Raw genomic sequence first — 22,245 nt, 5'->3', positions numbered from 1 at the left:
GGAATATTTTTATAATAAACCTTTTAAATCAGCAGGGGAGTATTTTACCGATTTTAAAGTTTTATTGTCGGCTGTTCGGTAAACTAAAAACAGTCCATCTACCTCTTTATAATAACAATCGGTATCTCTTTCTTCTTTATAATATTTCACTGTCTCTTCGGCTTCCTCCTCTGTTTTGCAGGCTTTGCTCATATTCGACCGCTGTACTTCTTCGAATAATTCTTTGAATTTATCGCCTAAACCGAATTCTAAAACAGCACCGGAAAGTACATATTGAATGTCACAAAGTGCATCTGCCACTTCCACCAGATCATTATCTTTAATAGCCGCCTCAAGTTCCTTAAGCTCTTCGGCAATTAGGGAAACTCTAAGTTCGCATCTTTCTTTTGCTGGAATTACGGGTGATTTTTCTATAGGGTGTTTGAAAGTTTTATGGAATTCTGCAACTTGCGCTAATGACTCTGGTGACTTCATTTCCAGTTGTTTTTATTTTAAATTAAATAGGTTCTTTTTAAAGTTGATTTAGGGTTTCCCAGACCAGCTTGTCAATTTTTTTTAACTGGTCAAACTAAATCAAGCCGCAAGTTAAATATTATCAGGTAAATTTGGAGGCAAAAAAGGTTTTTTGAACAGAAAATTGAGACTTATGTCATTAGAAAATAAAAAAAATAATCCGGAAGAAATTGATTGGGAAGCACTGGAGGCGGAGGATAAAAAAATGCGAGTAAAGCCAAATACCGAGGAGCTTGATGAAGAGAAAATTGAAAGGGAAAAGAAACTATTATCGGAGGAGGAAAAAGCGTCCCCTTATCCGGATGATTTCCTTGCCGATATAAATGGGCTAAATAAAGAAATAAATGCTGAAGATACTGATCCGTTTGAGGAGGAGTAGTCCCTGGCTCGGCCTAAAAAAGGTTTTGGACGATCTGGGTGCACTCAGATATCGTTTTGAGCTGGTACTCAAAATTTAAGGTGAAGAAGGCCAAACAAAGCCAACTTCACATTTTGGCTTTGTTTGGCTACTTGCTGAAATAAGTTTAAGCAAGTTGTCCCTGAATAGCAGTAATCACCACTGTATTTACAATATCGGGAACTGTACATCCTCTGCTTAAATCGTTCACCGGTTTGTTCAATCCCTGCAATACTGGTCCTATAGCGATGGCACCAGTTTCCCTTTGCACTGCTTTGTAAGTATTGTTTCCGGTATTCAAATCGGGAAAAATAAGTACGCTTGCCTGTCCTGCTACTTCAGAACCAGGCATTTTTTGTGATCCTACAGATTTATCTACTGCAGCATCATATTGGATGGGTCCTTCTATTTTTAATTCCGGTTTTTTGGCTTTTGCGATTTTGGTGGCCTCTCTCACTTTTTCCACATCGGCTCCTTTCCCTGATGCTCCTGAAGAATAGGAAAGCATTGCCACTTTAGGCTCCACACCAAAAGAAATACTGGTTTCGGCTGAGGAAATAGCAATTTCTGCCAGTTGTTCAGCATTGGGATTGGGATTAACTGCACAATCACCGTATACCAGCACCCTGTCTTCCAAACACATAAAAAACACAGAAGAAACTACGGAAACATCTGGTTTGGTTTTAATCAATTGAAGTGCGGGTCTGATAGTATGTTGGGTCGTATGAACTGCACCGGAAACCATTCCATCCGCATCACCCATCAGTACCATCATAGTTCCGAAGTATGAAACATCACACATGGTATCTCTGGAGTTTTCAGGTGTTGCTCCTTTTTCCTTCCGTAATTCATAAAATTTATTTACGTAAGCCTGGAACTTTGGGGAATCCTGAGGATACACAATATTCACTTTTTCAAGATCGATATTGATTCCCTGGTTAATGATTTCATTTTCTATCTCCTCTGGCTTACCAATTAAGGTAATCTTTACAATTTCCTGATCGGAAAGAATGGCGGCTGCCTGAAGCACTCTCGGATCTTTTCCTTCTGGCAACACAATGTGTTGAATTTTTGACTTGGCTTTTTGCACAAGATTATACTCAAACATCTTTGGAGTGATCCCCCGGATTTTAACTGCACTAATTTTCTCTTCTAGTGACCGGGAATCAACATATTTTTCAAAAATCTTCTGACTGATGGAAATTTTTGCCTGGTTTTCTACAGTTACATAGGAATGGATATTATTCAACTTTTTGGAAGTCTCGAAGGTGTTAAACTTCACTGAAAGGATGGGGACAATATTCGGCAGGCCTTCCAATAATTTTATTACTGAATTATAAGGCTTTAACCCTGTAGTTAAAATTATACCGGCAATACTGGGGTAATTTTTGGATTGATGAGCCTGAAGTGCGCTTAAAATGATATCACCTCTGTCACCTGGAGTAATTACCAGACAGTTTTCCGTAAGCGTTTCGAGGTAATTGTGGAACTGCATGGCGGCTACTGAATATCTAAAGGCCTGCCTGTCAAGTTGCTCATGCCCCAGAAGAATTTCTGCATCAAGATGTTGGGCAATTTCTTTCAGGGTCGGGCTTTTCAGGATTTGATTTTCGGGTATTACAGAAACAACCTGAGATTTATCCTGTTGTTTTTCCATCAATCCCATCAGAATTTCATGGGCAAGTTCAGGATTGGCGCGGTTAATTATGGTGCCTAAAATCTGACATTCCTTTTCTAAATAGGATTCGGTTGCCAAGGTTACGGAATTTACAATATCATCTACTTCTCTGCCGGTATCTCCTCTACCCACAATCAGCACCGGGCATCCCAGGTTTCTGGCGATTTCCACATTGATATCAAATTCGAAAGCGGAACCTTCATCTGTAAAATCCGTGCCTTCTACCAAAATGAAATCACACTGCTTCTCCAGGTTTTTATATTTTTGGATAACCTTGTTGATTAGTTCATCATGCTTTCCCTGACCGGCCAGTGTTCTTGCCTCTTTTTGTAGGAAAGCATAAGTATCCTCATAATTGATATCCAGGTTAAAATGGGTGAGGATCAGGTTGATGTTTTTATCCTTATTAATATTGTTTTTTTGGGAAATGATGGGCCTGAAAATACCCACTCTTTTAGTCTTTCTAAGAATCATTTCTATGATTCCCAGGCAAATTAGTGATTTTCCGCAGTGTGCTTCTGCCGTAGTTACGTAAATAGAACTCGCCATATTTATTGTAGTGATTTAGATTTTCCGAACTGGATTTAGAATTAAAAGTACTAGGTTTATTTTTGATTTTTAAATGTTCTTCAATAAAATGATAATCCTATTTTAAAATCTTACTGAACAGAACAGGCAATGGATTCTTTTTCTAATATCGAATATTTGCCGGGGTAAAATTAAATCTTAAAAAATGGCTTAAAGATGACAAAAGTGGTGTGGGTAGCAGGAGGTTTATCAGGTTTAGGAGATTCGAGCGCAAAATTCCCGACAAAAATATATTTCTGCTTTTTCCAAAATCAGTTTTCAAACCAAGGCAGAATTTTAAGTATAAAAGTTATCTTTGTTGATTCAAAAAGATAAAAGTAAGCAACCAAATGAGTTATTTAGATAGCCTTAACAACCCTCAGAGAGAAGCCGTTTTACATACAGAAGGACCACTGATGATTATAGCAGGAGCTGGTTCAGGGAAAACAAGGGTGCTGACCTACAGAATAGCTTATCTTATAAATCAGGGAGTAGAACCGTTTAATATTTTATCACTCACCTTTACCAACAAAGCTGCCCGGGAAATGCGGGAGAGAATTGAAGGGGTGGTAGGAACAGAGGCCAGAAACCTCTGGATGGGAACTTTCCACTCTATTTTTGCCAAGATTTTGAGGTTTGAGGCGGAAAGACTTGGTTTTCAGAGCAATTTCACAATTTACGATACAGAAGATTCCAAATCACTTTTAAAATCTATCATTAAGGATAAGAAACTTGATGATAAAGTTTATAAGGTAAACGCAGTGTTGTCAAGGATTTCCTCAGCTAAAAACAATCTGATTTCCTGGCAGGCTTATATGAATAATCCGGAATTGGTTATGGAGGACGATGCTTCCAGAAGGCCAAAGATTGGGGAAATTTATAAAACTTACAGGGAAAGGTGCTTCCAGGCCAATGCCATGGATTTTGATGATCTTTTATTCAATACAAATGTGTTGTTCAGGGATCATTTGGATGTGCTTAATAAATATCAGCGAAAGTTTCAGTATGTTTTGATTGATGAGTTTCAGGATACGAATATTTCCCAATATGCCATTACCCGAAAACTTTCCGCTTCTTACCAGAATATTGCTGTGGTGGGTGACGATGCCCAAAGTATCTATGCATTTAGGGGAGCTAATATCCAGAATATCTTAAATTTCGAAAGAGATTATCCAGATTTAAAGACTATCAAACTGGAACAAAATTACCGCTCCTCCAAAAATATTGTGAATGCAGCCAATTCTGTAATTAAGAACAATACCAAGCAACTGGAAAAGGTAGTCTGGACTGATAATGAAGCGGGTAGTAAGATTGAATTGATCAAAGCGGTTTCTGATGGGGAAGAGGGCCGGTTAATCGCCACTTCGGTTTTTCAGGAAAAAATGAATAGCGGATTGTCCAATAAAGATTTTGCGATTCTTTACAGAACCAATTCCCAATCCAGATCTATTGAAGAGGCTTTGAGGGGAATGAATATTAAGTATAAAATCATTGGAGGTCTGTCCTTTTACCAAAGGAGGGAAATTAAAGACCTGATCGCCTATTTGCGATTTACCATTAACCCCAACGATGAAGAAGCTTTTAAGAGAATAATAAATTATCCCAAAAGGGGAATTGGAAATACTTCGGTTGATAAAATTGTAGTCAAATCGGTAGAAAACCAGGTGTCTGTATGGGAAGTGGTGAGCAATGCAAAGAAATATTTTGGCACTGGCCGGCTGGTAACTGCACTTGAGGCATTCACGGTGTTGATCAAGAGTTTTATGTTGGCAGTAAAAAACAAAGATGCGTTTACAGCCGCCACACAAATCGCCAAAAATTCGGGAATACTGAGGGAATTGTATGATGACAAAACCATTGAGGGAAGAGTAAGGTATGAAAACCTTCAGGAATTGCTCAACTCAATTAAAGCCTATGTGGATAATCCTGAAATAGAAGACAAAAACCTGGAAGCCTTCCTGCAGGAAGTAGCGCTTTACACTTCAGCAGAGGAAAAATCAGATGAGGATACGGTAACCCTGATGACTATTCACATGTCGAAAGGGTTGGAGTTTGAGTATGTTTATATTGTGGGTATTGAAGAAGATTTGTTCCCTTCTCAGTTAATGTTGAGTTCCCGGGCTGATCTGGAGGAAGAAAGGCGGTTGTTTTATGTAGCCATTACCAGGGCCAAAAGAAAGTTATTTCTTTCCTATGCTTTACAACGGTATAGGTTTGGACAATTAAAACCCTGCGAACCAAGTCGGTTTTTGGATGAACTTAATCCTCAATATCTCAATACTGCAGCAACGGTAGCGCCCAAAAGGTTCTCTACGGGTGGAAATAGCATTATGAATACCAGAATGCAACCTGAAAAAAGACAACCGGCTCGTCCGTCTAATTTTAAAAGGGTCGCTGTGCCCAAAAAACACAACGCTTCTCCTAATTTTGTTCCCAGTGAAGCTTCATTACTAAAAGCAGGAATGAAAGTAGAACATTTGAAGTTTGGTTTTGGTAACATTGAAAGCATTGATGAATCCGGAAGTGATCGCAGGGCCAGGATAAAGTTTGAAAATTTTGGAGAGAAGACATTAATTCTTAGCTTTGCTAAGCTAATGATATGCGAATAACATAATTTTCTTTTCTGTAATGGGTTTAAAACCAATAGAAGGGCCGCTGCAATAGTAGTAGGATTTCAATAAATTCATTTCTTAAATCAGGCCTTTCGCTAAAATATTTTTATGATACCCGCTTAAGATTAGTAAAAAAAGATATAAACACAACCCACCATTTTATTTATGGAATTAGAATATAATTCAACAAAAGAGCCTCTTATTTTAATGGAATATGGGAGGAATGTACAAAAACTAGTGAAGTATATTTCTTCATTGGAGGACAAGGAGGAACGCTCAAAACTGGCTCACACTCTAATCAACCTGATGAAGCAATTGAATCCTTCAGTAAAGGAAAATAATGATAATTATCAGAGAATTTGGGATCATTTATTTATCATGTCTGATTTTGAGCTTGATATAGATGCTCCATACCCAATGCCTGATAAGGAAATTTTAATTTCCAAGCCGAAAAAAATGGAGTATAAAACTACCGAATTACGATTCAAACATTATGGTAGAAACATTGAACTTCTGATTGCCAAGGCCATAGAAATTGAAGACGTAGAGGAGCAGGAAAGGGCGATTTTACATTTGGGAAAATTAATGAAGTCCTTTTATTCTTCCTGGAATAAGGAAAATATTAGCGATGATGTAATTGTGCATCATTTATATGAGCTTTCCGGAAAGCGAATTGATTACAGACCTAAACTAAAGGAAGGAAAAGTGATTTTTGATTTGGGTTCCTTCAAAGAAAGAGAGAAGAGAGGAGGAAGAAACGGAGGTGGAAATAATAACGGAGGAAAACGAAGGTCTTCCAGAGATAACAGAAGAAGAGGGAGAGATTAATGGAATAAATATTTCTTCAATTGTAAATAATAGAAAAGAGGCATATTTTATTTTAAATATGCCTCTTTTCTATTTCTAAAATAAACAAATCCTTCCTTAGGGTCGTTTGGAGTAGACATAGTATTTTAGAAAGACCACAAGAAAGCAACCTTTTGGGATAAAAAATCATTAAAAAAGAGGAAGTTGGGAGGTTCATTAAGGGAATTTAACTGAAATTTGAGCGGTAAATCCTTCAGAAATTTTATATTTGCTAAGTTCTCACCCAAAATTTTCATTAATAAGATTATATGGAAGTTATTACCATTAAAAGATAAAAGTTTATGTTGACGGTTAGTTTAAATAAAATTAAGAGCGTAAAGAAGCACCTATTATTGGCGTTTTTTGCCTTTGTTGTATGTTTTTATTCGAACCAGTCGGAAACATTTGCACAAGGTGATCCCGCAGTTATACAGATGTCCGGAATTATTGTGGATGGAGATAGCTCATATGGAGTGCCGGGAGTTCACATTTATATTATGCGTGCAGGATTGGGAACTGTTTCTAATCCGGTGGGTTATTTTAGTCTGCCTACTATGGTGGGCGATACCGTTATTTTTAGTGCGGTAGGTTATGAAAAACAAAGATTAATCGTACCGGATATTCGGGATAAGGGATTTACGGTATTAATCGATCTTCAAACCGATACTACTTTCCTTCCAATTATTGAAGTTTTCCCTTATCCTACAGAAGAATTGTTCAAAGAGGCTTTCCTAGCTTTGGAGCTTCCGGTGGACGAGCGTCAGAAAAATATGGAAAAAAATCTGAACCAGCAGGCACTGAACCGAATGGCTGCCTCTATTGGTATGGATGGCGGATCCAACCACCGCTACTATATGGATCAACAAGCCACAGGAATTACCAACCAATTCTTTGCCCCTTCATTTTCTATCCTCAACCCCTTTGCCTGGGGAAAATTCATCGAATCAGTTAAACGTGGAGATTTAAAAAAGAAAGATTGATGTGACCTAAAGGTTTTGATTTATAAGCGAAACCAGAAATGTTTTGTCTTTACTGTGGCACTTCCAGCCTGAAGTAATAACTTTGGGCAAGTTTATTGAAAAGAAAATAAGAAGTTGTATTATTGCGCATGTAAATAATTTGGTATATTTAAACCGCAAGGTAAAATTTTTTTCTAAGCAGGTGTAATTTTATTCCCTAATTAGAGTTTTTTCATAGAACATTTTTTAAACGATTTACACGCCAATTTTTATAATCTAAATGGGTCTTTTTGATTTTTTTTCCAGTGATATCGCTATCGATCTTGGAACTGCAAACACACTGATTTTATATAAGGGAAAAGTTGTTGTTGATGAACCTTCCATAATTGCGCTCGACCGTGCTACTAATAAAGTGATTGCTATTGGTGCCAAGGCCATGCAAATGCATGAAAAAACACATGAAAATATAAAAACCATTCGACCGCTAAAGGACGGAGTTATTGCCGACTTCCATGCTGCTGAACAGATGATTAGGGGAATGATAAAAATGATTGACATGGGCAATCGGTTTTTCACACCTTCTCACAGAATGGTAATTTGTATTCCATCAGGTATTACTGAAGTAGAAAAAAGAGCGGTAAGAGACTCTGCAGAGCATGCCGGAGCGAAAGAAGTTTATATGATACCCGAACCTATTGCTGCTGCCATTGGTATTGGGATCGATATTGAAGCACCAGAAGGCTCTATGGTCGTAGATATAGGTGGAGGAACAACCGAAATTGCCGTAATTGCACTTTCAGGAATCGTTTGTGATCAATCGGTGAGAACTGCTGGTGATGTTTTCAATAGAGATATCCTCGATTACATGAGAAGACAACATAACCTGCTCATTGGAGAAAGATCTGCCGAGAGAATTAAAATTGAAGTGGGAGCAGCCATTTCTGAGCTTGAAGAAGCTCCTGATGATTACGAAATCAGAGGTAGAGACCTGATGACGGGAATTCCAAAAACAATCAAAGTTTCCTATACTGAAATTGCTTTTGCAATTGATAAATCGATTTCCAAAATTGAGGAAGCCGTGTTGAAAGCACTTGAAATTGCTCCACCGGAACTTTCTGCGGATATTTACGATAATGGAATCCACCTCACAGGTGGAGGCGCTTTACTCAGAGGACTGGATAAAAGAATTGCACTTAAAACCAAATTGCCTGTTCATATTGCGGATGACCCATTGAGAGCAGTGGTAAGAGGTACCGGTGAAACACTTAAAAATGTTCAGGCATTTAAAGCCGTCCTAATGAGCTAATGCAATAATACCTTTGTCATTGAGGTAATTTTTTTATATATCATCATCAGTTCTTAGGGAGTAGTAGCATGCTCCTGAAACTTTAGCAAAGCGGGTTAATGCGTGAATTATTTCTATTTATTTACAAGATAAGAGTGATGCTCCTGTTTATTTTTTTGGAGCTGGTTGCGGGCTATCTTGTGGTAAAACAAAATAGTTACCAGCGATATTCCTATTTGTCCTCCTCAAACAGGATTGCCGGAAATATCTATGAGTTAACTTCTGCTGTGGTAGAACCTTTTATTTTGGGGGAAAAAGTTGAAGAACTTGCATTGGCCAATGAACAATTAAAAGAAAAGCTTTTTAATTATAGCCAAAATCAACATGGGATTTCAACTGATTCTGTAAATTCCCCCGGATCCCGATACAAAGTTACTAGTGCCAAAGTAATTAATAATTCAGTGTTGGCAAGTAATAATTTTCTGACTCTGGCGGTGGGAGCAAAGGATGGAATTGCATCAGGAATGGGTGTGATTTCAGATAACGGAATAGTGGGTAGGGTAAAATCTGTTTCTAAAAATTTCTCAACCGTATATTCTTTTTTGCATAGTGGAATTTCGGTTTCTTCGCAATTGGCAAAAGACAGTACACTTTGTACTACCAAATGGAATTCAGAAGAAACGCATAATGATTATACTGTGGCCAATTTATTATACCTTCCTCCACACGTAAAACTCGAGATTGGAGACTCTGTAGTGACTTCAGGTTACAATTCTGTATTTCCCGAGGGAATTCCGATAGGGTCCGTAAAAACCATTGATAGTGATCCTTCCAAGAGATATCAGACCATAACCATTGATCTGGCAACTGATTTCAGTAAATTAAAGTTTGTGTATGTAGTTAAAGATAATTTTAAGAAGGAAATCAGGGAGCTGGAAACTTCAAACCTAACCAATTGATATTTTTATAAATGAAATGATTTTTTCAAAAATTTAAATTACCCCTTCAGCTTGAAAATTTAAAATGCAAAAAAAGAATATTGTACATTATATAATTACCTTTTTCTTATACCTATTAGCCCAGGTGGTTTTCTTTAAAAATATTGCCTTATTTGAGGTGGCTTTTTGCTATATCTATCTTAGCTTTATTCTTCTTTTGCCAGTAAATACCCCTAAAACATCATTACTTTTAATTGGTTTCGCACTGGGTTTTGCTGTAGATATTTTCTATGATACCCTTGGGATACATGCTGCAGCATGTGTGCTGGTGGCGTTTTTCCGGCAACCCATTATTAAATTAGTGGAGCCAACTGGTGGATTCGATCCCGGTTCAAGACCGGATGTGAAGGAGCTTGGGATTTCCAAGTTTTTTACATATTGCCTAATTATGGTTTTAATCCATCATTTTTTAATGTTTTTCATCAGTTCGAGTAACCTTTCTTATTGGAACTGGACCCTGCTTTACATTTTTGCCAGTACCATTTGCACCTCTGTTTTTATTGTTTTGATTCAACAATTAAAAGGAATATATTACCGATCGAGAAGGTAATTTTCTGCTAACCTCCGATTATTTTTGGATTAGGTCAAGCAATTGATGTAATTGCTTATTGAAACCATAGCTTAGGAGAAATTATACCTCCTGCACTACCAGAAATTTAATAACTGATCACATAAATAAACTTTTCTTTGAAATGAATGCAAAAAGTAAGCTAACCAGAAAATCCTTCATGAAGGTTATGGGGATGTCTGCAGTGGCTCCATTTTTACCTAATATCACTATCGGAAGAGACCTGAGCGAAAAACAACAACACAAAATTATTCCCTCTAAATCTTCTTTAAAAAAATCACTGAAGTTTGGAATGGTAAAGGAAGACTTATCGGTAATGGATAAGTTTAAGTTACTAAAAGACCTGGGGTTTGACGGAGTTGAGCTGGATAGCCCTAATGAGTTGAAGGAAAAAGAAATTTTGGAGGCCAGGGATAAAACGGGCCTTGAAATACCCGGAGTAGTCAATTCTGTGCACTGGAAATCGCCCATGTCAGATGCTGATCCAAAAGTAAGGACAAAATGCACTGAATCCATGAAAGTTGCGCTACGGGATTGTAAAAAATATGGGGGGACAACCGTATTGCTGGTACCTGCTGTGGTAAATGAAAAAACATCTTACGAAGAGGCTTATAAACGTTCTCAGGAAGAAATAAGAAAAATTTTACCAGTTGCAGAAGAAACAGGGGTAAAGATTGCCATCGAAAATGTATGGAATAATTTTTTACTAAGTCCAATGGAAGCCGCAAGGTATATCGATGAGTTTGAAAGTGATATGATCGGCTGGTATCTTGATATTGGGAATATAGTGAGGTATGGCTGGCCTGAGCAATGGATGAGAATTTTGGGGAAAAGGGTTTTAAAACTTGATATAAAAGAATATAGCAGGAAGAAGGCGAATGATGAAGGTGTTTGGGAAGGATTTAAAGTGGAATTACTTGAAGGAGATTGTAATTGGCCCGAAGTAATGAAAGCTGTGAAAGAAGTGGGATATAGTGGTTGGGGATCGGCAGAGATTCCCGGAGGAGACAGAAACCGTCTTCAAAAAATTTCCGAGTTGATGGATAAAATTTACAAAAGCTAAAAAAGAGGGAAGTGCCAGTACTTTTTAATATTGAGCAATTTCAACTTAATATCAATAAGTTGTGGCTCCACTCTGAGTGGCTCATTAAAAGATTGTATTTTCTCTCCAATCATTGATGAGTCCCTCTTTTTTTGTTAAATGCTATCCAGTTTGAATTTCGATAGCGGCAGTCAGTTTTCCAGTATCAGCTAATCTACTACAAAATATTTCACTGAACTATCCTCCATTAAGAATTGAGCCCCTTCTGGTAATTTTGTAGAATCCATTTCTTCCAGGTATTTTTCAGAATAGATGATTTCTCCCTCAGAATCATATACCACTACTTCCCTCATTTCTTCTGTTGGCTCAATATCTTCCAAAGTAATTTCAACAAATTGATTTTCCTCATTTTCTACTTCTGATTTAGGATCAGCGTTTTGCGGTGCAACAGTAACCTTATTCAGGGCTAGTGCGGTATCACCCCTAAAAGGTTGTGTTTTTTTACTATCCTGGGCATAAAGATTCATGGCCAAAATAATTAAGCTTAAAAGAACTGGAAACAATACTGACTTTTTCATGATAGACTAATAAAATTAAAAAGTTTAAATTCATGAAATTTATTCCCAAAGAGATGCCAGTGTATGTAAGTTGCTGATAATTAATATTTTGTGAGATAGTTTTGTTTTGGAGAGCAATAAAAACCTGTACGGTTCTAAAATGGAGGTGTACGAAACCGTACGGTTTTTTGTGCTAATTTTTTAAGAAAACAGTTCAAATTTACCTCTAAATGCTAATCCACAGGATTTGGGAAAGAGGAGTAGATTCTAGAAAAAGTTTCCGTCCACCCAACTTACCAATTCTTCAAGGTTTTTAAAAGCCTTTTTGGCCTTACTCAAATCGTGATTGCCAAAAGGAACATCTCTTACTGAAAGGCAGGTAACACCTGCTGCACTGGCGGAGTTCACTCCGTTTTGTGTATCCTCAATAGCAATACAATCCTGTGGAGATAGGCCTAACCTTTCCATAGCCAGTTGGTAGCTATCCGGGTGTGGCTTACTATTGGATACATCACTTCTGGTAATAATGGTTTCAAAATGGCCGTGTATACCAACAGACTCCAAAAATGGGATAGCTGTGATAGAGGGACTTCCGGTGACCACCGCCAATTTTAGGTTTTTGTCTTTAAAATATTGAATGGATTCGTTTACAAAAGGCATGAGTCTGATTGGCAACTTTCCAATATGGCTTAAAGCTATTTTTTCCTTTTCAGCTAAAAATTGATCGGGATCTACCTTCAAATTGTACTTCTGTACTATATTTCTGGCCGTGATCGGCCCAATTATACCTGCATATTCTTCTAAAAATTCTTCTTCTGTGATTTGATAACCCATAGGCATCAGCAATACATTCCAACAATCTTTATGGAATATTTCCGAATCTACCAGGGTACCATCCATATCATATAAAACTGCTTTTAGCATGTTTTGATCATTTTTTAAGGTTCAATAAAATTTTTTTGTTCATCGAATAAGCCAACTAAAAGACTTTCTCCACTTGGTGATATTTTTAGACCACCATAAACGGCCTCTTCAAACTTTTCTGCTTTTCCTTCCTCAAAAAAATAGGCTTCTGATCCTATACTTACAAACCAGCTGTTATGGAAATATTTAATTACAGCTTCATTCTCATTGTTGGGAATGAGGTGCTCATCAACTTGAACAACGCGATCAGCTACTCCCTCTGCATTAACTGAAACCAACATATATCCTCTTGAGGGGATTTCTTTCGGAGTATAATTTCTGGTGATGGCATAACGGAGCCGCATATAATCTCCCTGCATCAGGGACCTGGGGTCTACAGGAGCCAATTCAAATAAAACCAGTTTTCCTTCTTCCAGAATGCGCTCTTTTTTAAAGATTTCATAATTAACTATCCCTATAAGGATTAAGAGGTTAAACAGGAAGAATATTTTTTTGTAAGACATTTTCTAAATGGTTTTATTTTAGAGCATGTTTAAATTTTACGTATTTCGCTGCAAATGCCCACAGAAGTGTCTGCCCAGTTTAAGAATCTCGTTTCAAAATATAATTAATTACCAGGTCCACCACTCTGCTTTTATACCAGTGTAAAACCCCCAGCTTTCCGGCCCAGCCAATTGCAAATATGGAGAATATAAATTATCCCTGGCGAAATCATTATATCTGGCTGCAGAAAATACAAACCTTAAATGTGGTCGGGACCATACACTTCTTTCTCCCCGGATAGCCAGTGTGGGAATTATGCTTATTTTTGTCATATTATACCAGGGTTGGTTTCCGTCTTTTCTTTGAGAATAATGCAATTCAGTTTGCCAGTGAAACAAATCACTGATGTAATTTACACCTTTAAAACCAATGGTAAAATCTTCTTTTCGGTTGAATACTTCCCTTCCAAAATAAGTATCTGAAATCCCTTCCGTATCAGCAGCTCCTCTGCTCTGGGCATAAATAAAATAGCCATTCAGGCTAAATTTCTGACTCATATTGAAAAGAAAATGTTCAACTATTTTAATAGAATAAGCTTTACTGAAATCGTTGGTGGTGAAATTTGGTGCACCAAAGGTTTCCCAGGTTCTGGATGATCCCCCATCACCTCCGTTGGCAAGCCGGGCTCCATATCTTACGGAAAATGAATTAAACGAGCCTTCCTGCAGCCAGTTCCAGTTACTTATCTGGTTGGATTGATGCCTGATGCCGAGAACCCAACCGTAGTCAGCCGGATAACTCACCACCAGGTCAGTCGTATCCGGAGTTGCGCCCTCGGGGTTACCCATTAAATGGTATTCTCCCAACAAGGTAATCATTTGTTCATTTCCCGACCATATATCATGCTCAATTGAAAAAACACTTCTCTCTCGTAATTCCAGGCTTGGTGTGCCGGTTTTTATGTTGATATAAAAATATGGAGGGACATTGCTACTGGTATCGGTAGTAGAAACTGCATTATAATGCAATCGGGTATTTTTATATTCTATTCCGAAACCCTGCCCGGAGTGGTCATTGAAATACCAGTGGTCGGCCATATGAAGATCCGGCCCTCTGTAAAGTCTTGCTCCTACCCACAGATTTAAGCCTGGTGTTAAAATATTTTGGGCTTCTACAAACATTTCCGGCAAGGCTATGGTTAGCCCGCCAGCACTACTGGTGTTGCTGTTGGCAAAAAGGCTAAGACTCCTGGAAAAAACTGAGGCCCTAAGTTGTACATTTATTACTGTAGAATCCGCATTTTTGAAAGGAGACATTTGAAAAATAGTACCTAATTCAAGATAATCCTGTTCTTCCATTCTTCCGCCTATACTGCCCATATTATTCAGATTCAACCGTCTGCCTACGGCTCCTCCTTCTACAAAATTCCAGTTTGTGCCTATCCTTCCATAGGACCCAACTCCTAATTTGTAATTTTCGGAAACATGAGGATATTGATAAAGTATGCCTGTTTGGGCTGTAGCGAAGTCTGCTAAAAAAACAAGAAAAATTAATAGTAAAAAGTTTCGCATTAGTATTAAAGAGGAAAAGGTGATTTAAAATCTAAAAATAGAAAATATCTTGAGGTAAAAGAGCAGGAAGGGTGCTATTTTGAAAATATAAACCCCGAAATCTGTTACAATGCCCAATTTTACCATAATTAATTTTCTTCGGTTTTTTTGATAACTACCTCTGGGAAAGATCAAAGGAAGGAAATACCATTATGCAGTCATCTTTGAAGTTTGTCCTGAAATTTAAATTTTTTATCAAAACACCTCTCATAATCAATTAGTTATAATTAAATTTGATAAGTGTTATTATTTTAATTTATAAAGAAAGATGTTTTATGAATTTGTGGGCAAAAAATGGTTTAAGTGGTTTGTGCTCATTCTAATTTTCCCCCTCCTTGGGCATTATGTTTTGGAGGAAGCTCCTATTTTAATGCGGGCGAACAAATTAAAAAAACTGGAAAATAAAACCACAGGCAGGCTTATTTCCATTGAACCAAAACAAAATATTTATCAGACTTTAACTGGGAATTATATAAAGCTGAAAGGATACTATCTCACTTATTCCTTTCAACTTGAGGAACAGGTTTATAAAAAAACAGAATACATTGAGGTTAGTATTTCCAATAAAATAGCGCTTGAAAAATTGACCAGTGGGAAAAACAATAAATTGATTATTAAATATAGCGAAGCAGATAATGAAGATTTTATGGTAGATCTTTAGGACGTTGAAAAATTGTAACATAATTATGAGCGTTAATTTGTTGGAAGAAATCATCAGAAATGCTGCACCTGCGAAAATTTTCCCCATAGCCTTTCTTATTGCTTGGAGTGGGGTTCCGGTATTGGTGTATAAGGGATTTCCTAAGTCAATTATAAATTTAAAGGCTGAAATTGATCGTAAAATAACAGGTCTTTCACCAGAAAACCCTGGGAGTAAATGGCCCAAAACCACCCTTGGGTGTTTGAAAGCAGGTGAAAGTCTGAGTGATCAGGATATATTGGTTTTAAAAAATATCTGTGATGAAATGAGTACAAAAATAGACGCTTATTCCGGGTTCACTATACGGGAATTAAGTGTGGTACTCATACAGGACAGAACTGCTGAAAGACGCCTTTCCACTTTCAAAATTCCATTGAATTCAGAAATGGAACCAGAGATAGATTTTGAAGCTAAAGCAGTAGAAAAAGTGATTCAGGAATTTGAATATGAAAATTTGTCCATTTATGCTGAAAAAATTAAAATGGAAGGACACCGACAGTCACATTATCAGCAACCCTATATTTGTTCCACTTTAGTTTATGATTTGCCAGCCAATCAGCCAGATTATTTTTCTCATTTCGCAAATGTGGTAGATAAAGCACTTCCAGGAAAATATATGTGGTTTCATCCCACCAGCCGACATATTACTATCCGGGCACTGATCGGAAATCAGGAATCCAAATGAACCTGAAAGGTAGGAAATTGGTTTGCCTCTCTATAATGCACATTACCACAACAAAAGGCAAAAATGAGATTGGTTGTAAACGATACCCTTGATGGCTATTTTGAATTATCTACACTAAATGAAATTCCCTTAAAAAATGGGAGTTTTGACCTGGAACATTTTGGAATATTAGTAAATTTTGGAGGACCTCTTAGTTTCAGGAAGGATTTTATTCCCCAAACTATCGAAACCAATCAGATTTGTTCATTTTCTCCAGGAGGGAAAATCACAGCGCTAAACACCACTGATGAAAACCATTTCCTTTTGCAGTTTAATAAGGCATTCTATTGTATAGAAATACATGATAAAGAGGTTTCCTGTAATGGGCTGTTATTTAATGGGCTTTCTTCATTGCCCATTCTTCAGATGGATGAAAAGGAAAGGGAATCGTTTCAACTGCTGAAAATGGTATTTTTGGAAGAACTTGAACATCAGGATCATATCCAACGGGAAATGTTGCAATTGCTGTTAAAACGCCTAATCATAAAAACCACCAGAATTGCCAGGCAACAATTAATTCAAAAAACCGGAATCAAGGACGAAGAAACCGATTTGTTGAGGGCTTTTAATGCATTGGTGGAGAAACATTTTAGGGAAAAACATAAAGTAGCCGATTATGCAGATATGCTTTTCAAATCTCCCAAAACCATTGCTAATTTATTTCTGAAACTGAGCGAACAAACTCCTTTGGAAATTATTCATCAGCGGATCATTTTAGAGGCAAAAAGGCTATTATATTATACTGATAAACCAGCCAAGGAAATTGGATACGAACTTGGCTTTTCCGAGCCCTCTCAATTCAGCAGGTTGTTTAAAAAAATCACAGGCCAGTCACCTTCTGAATATAAACAGGTAGTCGGAGTTCCGGCTTCCTGAGGGGTTTAAAACTCAAGCTACACCTCGGAATTATTGCTATCTAAAAGCTATTAAGAATTGTGCTTAAGCCTTAATCTCCTGTGGCGGAATACCTAATTTTTTCATGGTGACTATTTGTAGAAAAACAAGTGCAAGCATGGTCACACCACCTGTTACCCAGAAAGTGTATTTAAACATTTCAGGATCATTCATAAAGATAAGACTGGAAATGACAGATCCCAGAAATATGCCTAATTCCAAAGATATATAGGCAGTGGCCATGGCTTTACCCCTTTGGTCTTCCAGACTTAAATCGATGGTCCAGGCAAACAAGGAGGGGGTGTTTAATCCTACTCCAACTCCAAAAAATATGGCAGAAATGGCAAATAAGATAAAGTCTTCTACAAAGCCGAGCAAAATCATGGAAATTACTAAAAATGAAAGGGCTACTTTTACCACTGGAGTCCTTCCGTATTTATCAGAAGCTTTGCCCCCTAAAATTCTTACCAGCAGCGAGGAGATGGTAAAAATGGTATAAAATGTTCCCCTGTTTTTTATGCCCAGGTGATCGCTTAAATCGGGAATTATGGTAAGTACTGTCCCAAATGAAAAAACTGAAATCATGACTATAATTCCGGGAATAATTACCCTGTTTTCAATGATTTCATTCGGGGAAATTAGCAACAATTTTCCACTGAATTTTTGCTTATTTTCCAGTGTTTCTTTCATGCCTACTAAAACCAAAATAGAAAGCAGGGCGAAAAGAGAGGAAGTATAAAAAAGCACATTGATGGAATAGTGCAAAACCATCCACCCACCAAGAGATGGGCCGCTGGCAATGCCCATACTGCTGCAAAACCCAAGAATCCCCAGGGCTTCTCCTCTCTTCTGATAGGGTATAATATCAGCTATGTATGCTGAAGTGGCTGTGGGTTTAAAACCTGTGGACATGCCATGAACCAGCCTTAAAAATAAAAACCCGGAGACTGAAGTGAGCACCGGGTAAAGAAAACCGCAAATAATACAAATAAAAACCCCGTAAATCATAACCGGGATTCTACCAATGGTATCGGTTAATCTCCCGCTAAAAGGTCGGGAAAACATGGCCATAATGGTGAACAGGCCAATAATCAGTCCTTTATAATCCTCTCCACCCAGGCTGGTAAGGTAGGAGGGGAGTTCCGGAATAATCATATTGAAACTTCCGAAAAAGAGAAAGGAACTCATGCAAAGCAGCCAGAACTGCAATGTGTAAATACGTGGAGTTTCATTGGGCATAATGGCATGGGATGTAATTAACATCCGAAAAAATCATTAAGCCTGCAAAGGTATGGATTTCCACAATTTTGAATAGTAGATTAGATTTTTTTTTCAGGCATTAACAAATTAATTGTCCCTGATATCCAATCAAGGTTGTTTCCTCCCATTTTGAACACTTAGTGCTTGTTTAAGTTTAGTTTTCTTCAGCAAATTTGTTCATTTTCAATCCAGGAAGATAAAGTTTAAATATCTTCTTAATGAAAATTTGCCAGATCCTGTTCTACTTCTATCCTTAATTTTTTTGGTTTTGAGAACGAAGTCATACTTCTTTTTGCCGAACTTAATGAGGCCCAGGGGATAGATTTTTCAGGTAAGTATAAGTTTGTCAGGTTTAATTGAAGTTTTTTTGTTTCAATAAATCGATCCAACTTTCTAAACCAGGCTGCTATCTCCTCTTTTTCCCATTTGGTCAATCGATTAGCCATAGGTGAACAGTTAAAAAAATGATTATCAATACGATTGTGAAATACTGTTCCAAGATAGCTTTTTACTTATTGAATATTACGGCAATTAATGTTAATGAAAGTAAATGATTTGTTAACAAGACTTAATAACAATACTAAAAATGGGAAATTAATCGTTTGGCTTTCCTGTTTTTAAAAAATTAAGCAAAATATCCATTTTCATTTCAGTTTCCCTCCATTCCTTATCTGGTACAGAATCTTCGGTAATTCCAGCACCTGCATATAGTAAAATGGCATCATTTAGAATTTGTAAACACCTGAGATTCACAAAAATATTGGTTTTGCGCTGTATGTTTACCGGACCAAAATATCCGCTATAAAGTGAGCGATCATAGCCTTCATTTTCCAGGATATAGGCTAAAGATTTTTCTTTTGGCATTCCGCAAACTGCTGAGGTGGGATGAAGTAATTTCAACATTACAGAGCCAAGTTGTGGAAAATTGGTAGCAATGGTATCTACCGTAAAGTCAGTTCTTAAATGGAGCAGAGAACCCGCTGCCACAGTTTTGGGCCCCAGTTCTTCAAATTCCCTTAACCGAATTTTTTTAAAGCAATTGATAATATAACGGCTTACCAGTGCCTGTTCTTCAATTTCTTTTTGGGTCCAGCTGGCTTCCGAAAGGTTTTCAAATTTGTCTTTGGGCTGTGTGCCTGCCAAAGAAATGGTAGTGAAAATTTTCTTTTCATCTACCTTTATAAGAATTTCCGGAGTTGCGCCTATCCATGTACCAAGCCCTGGGACAGATATTAGGGAGATAAATGCCTTTGGATAATTTTCACAAAGGATATTAAAATAATCAACCGGATCGAAATTTTCAGGAATAGCTACTTTTTTGGTTCGGGAGAGGACCACTTTCTGCATCTCATGTTCCCGAATGGCTGCAATACTTTTTTCTGTGATTTCAATAAAATGTTCCTTGGTGTGGGGCAGGTCATTTACTTCGGCAAGATGATACTCCGGAAGAAAATCATGATTGCGTTTTAAGGTTTCTTTAAGTGCCTTGGTAAATTTCTCTTTATTTTTTTCTTCAGTAGAACCAAACTCCTGGCCGAATAAGCTTTCTTTTAGCTCAAAAGAAGAGGAATTATAATATAAATCGGCTCGAATAAAATAATTGGTATCTTCATTATTATTGAAAGGGGAGATGATAAATCCTCCAGGCATTTCTTCTAAATCATGTGAAGCTACTTTTAGCTCACCTGAAAAATCTACAATGGCGTGTTTATCGGTTTCATTGGGCAATCTCCAGAAAACCACTGGCAGGTTATTGGATGAAACAGCAGTAAGCATTCCCTTCAAAAGAATGGATTCTTTTTCACATAAACCGGTAAATTGATTTAAAATGGTTTCCAAACTGGTTGAATTTTATGTTAATGCGCAAATACCCTCTTCAGACTAAAATAGCGCCAAATTATTTTCCCATTGCAAAGAAAAGAAAGACCGATCAATATTGTTGTATAATTATCTGATCATTCTTCGGGTACTTAATAGCATAACTAAATTTCAAGGTTTTAGTTTCGGAAGGTTTGAGGTCCATTTTCCATTCCAGAATACCGGTATTGGCATTGTAAGATGCTCCTTTACTTTCTTCCAGTGTCACTTCCACCCGACTGTCTTTTGAAACCGGAACATTGTCTTTTACAAACAAGGTAATGTCTTCTGTTTTCGTATTTCTAATCGTAATTTCAAACCCCTTGCTTTCCTTCTTGTTAGCTCCAATGGCTTTCTTTTCGTTGTATTCCCCGAGGCTTTTCCGGTTAATCACCACATTTTTATCTGTTCCCAGAGATAGAGAAAGTGTATCTGTAAGATTATCAGTGGCCAGTTCGGAAGAGCCTACAAAGGTGCCTGAAAAATAAATATTCATGGTACCCGGAAGTAAATTATATTGCTCCCAGTTGGTGATATTCGCAATTAAGTAGGCGTCAGGATCTAATTGTGGGATGGCATGATGCACAAAATTGGCTTCAATATTTTCATTGGCAATTTCCACCAGTTTTTCATTGCCATCAGAAGGGATGTCGTAGGGAATGCTAATGACGAAATTGGTGGCCAGTGTACTTTTTACTGCGGAAGTATAAGATGCTGCAGTTTCAGCATCTCCCCAGTCATCATCAAATCCGCCCCATTCATCTGCTTCAGCTTCTAATACCAATTCTTCCTCTGCATAATCCTGTAACACAGGAGCCTGGACAGCCTGTTGCTTGGCTCTTTTATTATATGTGGGAGGAACGTAAAGGTTTACATAGGAAGTGCTTAATTCTGGCAGACTGCCATTGTAAGTAGGGTTTATAGTGGACAAAGTCAGTTTTACATCCTTCCAGTCAATACCTGAATTCTGGAAAACGAAAGCCTTATAGTCCAGTTCAATTGGGGATTTGGTATCTACCGCCCGAATATCATAGGTAGGATACCAGCCACAATTATTCACCAGATATTTTACTTCCAGGCCAATTCTCTCCGAAGAAGTTGCCGAAAAAGTAATTTCAATTTCACTGGTCCTTTTATCCCGAATGGCATTAAGTTCTCCCAATTGCTGTCTTACGGCTTCAAGCGATTTTTGAATTTCCACTTGTTCCTTGCTAATCCTTCTGAGTTCTTTTTTTATTCCGGTCAGTTTGGTGGAATAAAAATCAGTCATTTTTTTTAATTCATCCACACTTACTCCATTCTGGGTTCCCCCAATAGACAGGTTTTTTTTTAATAAAGTTTGCTCTCCCTGTAGCACTTCTATTTTATCATTATTCAGGTTATAGGCTTCACTGTAATAAGCTACTGAATCCCTTAAAATTTTCACCTTTTGGCTGAATTTCGTTTTTTGCAGGTAATTATACTGGTGTTTGATACCCATAATTACCGCCTTTCCTTTGGCACTCACCTGAATACTCTGGTTATCGATATTGGGGGAGAGTCCTTCGAGAATAACTTTGGTTTGTCCTGAAGAAACAGAGGTGAGGGCCGAGCGGGTAATTTGTGCATTGGAAAGAAAAACCGTGATATTTTCAATCTTCGAATCCACCCGAACTTCCTTTATTTCCTGGGCATACAAATGGAAAGTTGAACAAATAAAAATAAAAGCAAAGCAATGGGCTCTCATAAACGTGATAGATAGTGGTTAAGATTAAATGGTTTAATGGAAATA

21 protein-coding genes are annotated in these 22,245 nt (G+C 37.5%); 11 read left to right on the top strand and 10 right to left on the bottom strand.

The features are described from left to right. Positions 1 to 9: 9 nt before the first annotated feature. On the bottom strand, positions 10 to 474 hold the full coding sequence (locus A3EM_RS0116135; protein WP_020529266.1) for a pyrophosphohydrolase domain-containing protein: 465 nt from the start codon (positions 472 to 474) through the stop codon (positions 10 to 12). A gap of 172 nt (positions 475 to 646) precedes the next feature. Here A3EM_RS0116135 and A3EM_RS0116130 point away from each other — a divergent pair, with 172 nt between their 5' ends. Further along, positions 647 to 892: a hypothetical protein gene (locus tag A3EM_RS0116130; protein WP_020529265.1), complete on the top strand. Its 246-nt coding sequence runs from the start codon at positions 647 to 649 to the stop codon at positions 890 to 892. Between the two features lie 145 nt (positions 893 to 1,037). Here the strand turns inward: A3EM_RS0116130 and pta are convergent, their stop codons facing one another. Further along, positions 1,038 to 3,137 (bottom strand): phosphate acetyltransferase, encoded by a 2,100-nt coding sequence (pta, locus tag A3EM_RS0116125; protein WP_026210337.1) that lies wholly within the window; start codon positions 3,135 to 3,137, stop codon positions 1,038 to 1,040. Positions 3,138 to 3,505: 368 nt separating this feature from the next. On the opposite strand from pta, the gene A3EM_RS0116120 reads away from it, so the two are divergent. From A3EM_RS0116120 to A3EM_RS0116085, 7 genes are all read left to right on the top strand, one after another. Further along, positions 3,506 to 5,764 carry an ATP-dependent helicase gene (locus A3EM_RS0116120; RefSeq protein ID WP_020529263.1) on the top strand — a complete coding sequence of 753 codons (2,259 nt, stop codon included), beginning with the start codon at positions 3,506 to 3,508 and terminating at the stop codon, positions 5,762 to 5,764. Positions 5,765 to 5,932: 168 nt separating this feature from the next. Beyond that, positions 5,933 to 6,595, top strand: a complete 663-nt coding sequence (locus A3EM_RS0116115) for a DUF4290 domain-containing protein (RefSeq protein ID WP_020529262.1) — start codon at positions 5,933 to 5,935, stop codon at positions 6,593 to 6,595. Between the two features lie 320 nt (positions 6,596 to 6,915). Further along, entirely contained in the window at positions 6,916 to 7,593 is a 678-nt protein-coding gene (locus A3EM_RS0116105; protein ID WP_157637920.1) for a carboxypeptidase-like regulatory domain-containing protein, read from the top strand. 259 nt (positions 7,594 to 7,852) lie between these two features. Then, positions 7,853 to 8,878: a rod shape-determining protein gene (locus A3EM_RS0116100; RefSeq protein WP_020529259.1), complete on the top strand. Its 1,026-nt coding sequence runs from the start codon at positions 7,853 to 7,855 to the stop codon at positions 8,876 to 8,878. Positions 8,879 to 8,976: 98 nt separating this feature from the next. Further along, positions 8,977 to 9,816, top strand: coding sequence for a rod shape-determining protein MreC (gene mreC, locus A3EM_RS0116095; RefSeq protein ID WP_026210335.1), 840 nt, complete (start codon positions 8,977 to 8,979; stop codon positions 9,814 to 9,816). A gap of 64 nt (positions 9,817 to 9,880) precedes the next feature. After that, positions 9,881 to 10,405: a rod shape-determining protein MreD gene (mreD, locus tag A3EM_RS0116090; protein ID WP_020529257.1), complete on the top strand. Its 525-nt coding sequence runs from the start codon at positions 9,881 to 9,883 to the stop codon at positions 10,403 to 10,405. A 142-nt stretch (positions 10,406 to 10,547) separates the two neighbouring features. Then, the gene (locus A3EM_RS0116085; protein WP_020529256.1) at positions 10,548 to 11,486 is read left to right on the top strand and encodes a sugar phosphate isomerase/epimerase family protein; all 939 of its coding nucleotides are present in this window, start codon (positions 10,548 to 10,550) and stop codon (positions 11,484 to 11,486) included. A gap of 188 nt (positions 11,487 to 11,674) precedes the next feature. On the opposite strand, the gene A3EM_RS0116075 is transcribed toward A3EM_RS0116085, so the two are convergent. From A3EM_RS0116075 to A3EM_RS42605, 4 genes are all read right to left on the bottom strand, one after another. Beyond that, complete coding sequence (locus tag A3EM_RS0116075) at positions 11,675 to 12,043, bottom strand: hypothetical protein (protein WP_020529254.1); 369 nt, start codon at positions 12,041 to 12,043, stop codon at positions 11,675 to 11,677. A gap of 246 nt (positions 12,044 to 12,289) precedes the next feature. Next, positions 12,290 to 12,946: an HAD family hydrolase gene (locus A3EM_RS0116070; protein ID WP_020529253.1), complete on the bottom strand. Its 657-nt coding sequence runs from the start codon at positions 12,944 to 12,946 to the stop codon at positions 12,290 to 12,292. Between the two features lie 14 nt (positions 12,947 to 12,960). Beyond that, positions 12,961 to 13,449, bottom strand: a complete 489-nt coding sequence (locus A3EM_RS0116065; protein WP_020529252.1) for a GDYXXLXY domain-containing protein — start codon at positions 13,447 to 13,449, stop codon at positions 12,961 to 12,963. A 108-nt stretch (positions 13,450 to 13,557) separates the two neighbouring features. Next, a complete protein-coding gene (locus A3EM_RS42605) occupies positions 13,558 to 15,000 on the bottom strand; it encodes a carbohydrate porin (RefSeq protein WP_020529251.1) in 1,443 nt (480 codons plus the stop codon). Between the two features lie 307 nt (positions 15,001 to 15,307). Between A3EM_RS42605 and A3EM_RS0116055 the strand changes: the two genes are divergently transcribed. The 3 genes from A3EM_RS0116055 to A3EM_RS0116045 all read left to right on the top strand — a co-directional run bounded on the left by A3EM_RS0116055 (position 15,308) and on the right by A3EM_RS0116045 (position 17,339). After that, positions 15,308 to 15,700: a hypothetical protein gene (locus tag A3EM_RS0116055; protein WP_020529250.1), complete on the top strand. Its 393-nt coding sequence runs from the start codon at positions 15,308 to 15,310 to the stop codon at positions 15,698 to 15,700. 25 nt (positions 15,701 to 15,725) lie between these two features. After that, the gene (locus A3EM_RS0116050) at positions 15,726 to 16,424 is read left to right on the top strand and encodes a hypothetical protein (RefSeq protein WP_020529249.1); all 699 of its coding nucleotides are present in this window, start codon (positions 15,726 to 15,728) and stop codon (positions 16,422 to 16,424) included. Between the two features lie 63 nt (positions 16,425 to 16,487). Next, on the top strand, positions 16,488 to 17,339 hold the full coding sequence (locus A3EM_RS0116045; RefSeq protein WP_020529248.1) for a helix-turn-helix domain-containing protein: 852 nt from the start codon (positions 16,488 to 16,490) through the stop codon (positions 17,337 to 17,339). Positions 17,340 to 17,402: 63 nt separating this feature from the next. Here the strand turns inward: A3EM_RS0116045 and A3EM_RS0116040 are convergent, their stop codons facing one another. The 4 genes from A3EM_RS0116040 to A3EM_RS0116025 all read right to left on the bottom strand — a co-directional run bounded on the left by A3EM_RS0116040 (position 17,403) and on the right by A3EM_RS0116025 (position 22,122). After that, a complete protein-coding gene (locus tag A3EM_RS0116040) occupies positions 17,403 to 18,620 on the bottom strand; it encodes an MFS transporter (RefSeq protein ID WP_020529247.1) in 1,218 nt (405 codons plus the stop codon). A 212-nt stretch (positions 18,621 to 18,832) separates the two neighbouring features. Next, positions 18,833 to 19,063 carry a hypothetical protein gene (locus A3EM_RS0116035; protein ID WP_020529246.1) on the bottom strand — a complete coding sequence of 77 codons (231 nt, stop codon included), beginning with the start codon at positions 19,061 to 19,063 and terminating at the stop codon, positions 18,833 to 18,835. Between the two features lie 148 nt (positions 19,064 to 19,211). After that, positions 19,212 to 20,456 carry a chorismate-binding protein gene (locus tag A3EM_RS0116030; RefSeq protein ID WP_020529245.1) on the bottom strand — a complete coding sequence of 415 codons (1,245 nt, stop codon included), beginning with the start codon at positions 20,454 to 20,456 and terminating at the stop codon, positions 19,212 to 19,214. 91 nt (positions 20,457 to 20,547) lie between these two features. Then, positions 20,548 to 22,122, bottom strand: a complete 1,575-nt coding sequence (locus A3EM_RS0116025) for a DUF4139 domain-containing protein (RefSeq protein WP_169513371.1) — start codon at positions 22,120 to 22,122, stop codon at positions 20,548 to 20,550. Positions 22,123 to 22,245: the final 123 nt, after the last annotated feature.

This window comes from Flexithrix dorotheae DSM 6795, assembly GCF_000379765.1.
In the GTDB taxonomy this organism is placed as follows: Bacteria; Bacteroidota; Bacteroidia; order Cytophagales; family Flammeovirgaceae; genus Flexithrix; species Flexithrix dorotheae.
The sequence above is the reverse complement of the archived record's forward strand: the minus strand, read 5'-3'. Positions and strand labels throughout refer to the sequence as shown.